Below are 1244 nucleotides of genomic sequence, written 5' to 3' on the forward strand. Positions count from 1 at the left end.
CGATCCCTCGTATAACGTCAAGAACTTTTGATATCTCGTTACTTTGACCTTCAAGCTCATGAATAACCTGAGCGGCTCGCGAATTCAACTTCGAAGTGCAATTCCCGATTAAAAATCAGGCTGCTTTCAGAAGTTCGTCAAAAACCACCTGTGGCTGTTTAAATCCCAAGCATTTGCGCGGCCTGAAGTTCAGCCGCTTTTCGACGGCTGACAGTGCCTCTGCTGTCACCACACTCAAATCACTGCCTTTGGGCACATATTGCCGCAGCAGACCATTGCTATTCTCATTCTGTCCCCGTTCCCATGCACTGTATGGATGCGCAAAGTACACCTGCGCTTCCAGCTCTGCTGCAACACGTTCATGTTCGACAAACTCGCTACCATTGTCAGCTGTGATGGTATGGACATGTGCCTGGTAGGGTTTCAGCATGCTGATAATGGTGTCCGCCACCGCGCTGGCTGTTTTGCTGGGAACGTATTGAACCAGGTAGAGCCGGCTCTTACGCTCCAACAGACTCACTATTGCACCGCTGCCTTGCTTACCCAACACGGTATCGACTTCCCAATCTCCCACACGGCTCCGCTCATTGACTATCGCAGGGCGTTCATCAATCGATACCGGATTGGGAATGACACTGCGTTTGCTGTTCTTACCCTTGCGATAGCGTTTGTGACCCTGACGCAGATGCCGGTATAGCGTGCCACCGTTGGCCTTGTCGCGTGCCACATAGCGGTATATCCACTCGTGGCTAACCGGGCAGTTAATCATGTCTCCAACGCCACTGATTTGCTCGGGACTCCAGTCCGCGACCAGCGCCATGCAAACAAAGTCGATGGTATCAGACGGGACAGTACGCTTCTGACTCGTCAGCCGTCGTGCCGTGGCAAGTTGGTGAGCCTGCTGCGGCTGATAGGCCTGCCCAGCACAATTACGACGAAGCTCACGACTGATAGTCGATGGATGAACCCCGAGCTGTTTGGCAATGCGGGCCTGTGACAGGCCATGGTCACGGAGGCAGGCAATCTGGTATCGTAGCCCCTCGGTCAACTGCTGGTATTTCATGGTGTATCGCTTTGTTTCTTTGGCGAGAAGAAGCGTACCCTAACTGGTAGTTGACCGCCTCTCTCCTATGCACCATGGGCATTGCACTTATTATCTGAATTCACGCTTGCCTAATTTCACCTTCAAGGGCAGTGATTGACTGGCTTGTGTGGGCTACCAGACGCTGGCCAGATGCCGTCTC

Annotated in this window: 1 protein-coding gene; it reads right to left on the reverse strand. The window is 52.9% G+C overall.

Annotation, left to right across the window (positions count from 1 at the left end):
• Positions 1 to 115 precede the first annotated feature (115 nt).
• Positions 116 to 1063 carry an IS30-like element ISAeca1 family transposase gene (locus tag PG898_RS21130; RefSeq protein ID WP_012564931.1) on the reverse strand — a complete coding sequence of 316 codons (948 nt, stop codon included), beginning with the start codon at positions 1061 to 1063 and terminating at the stop codon, positions 116 to 118.
• Positions 1064 to 1244 lie beyond the last annotated feature (181 nt).

Source organism: Aeromonas sp. QDB31 (genome assembly GCF_027707605.1).
GTDB classification, from domain to species: Bacteria; Pseudomonadota; Gammaproteobacteria; order Enterobacterales; family Aeromonadaceae; genus Aeromonas; species Aeromonas media.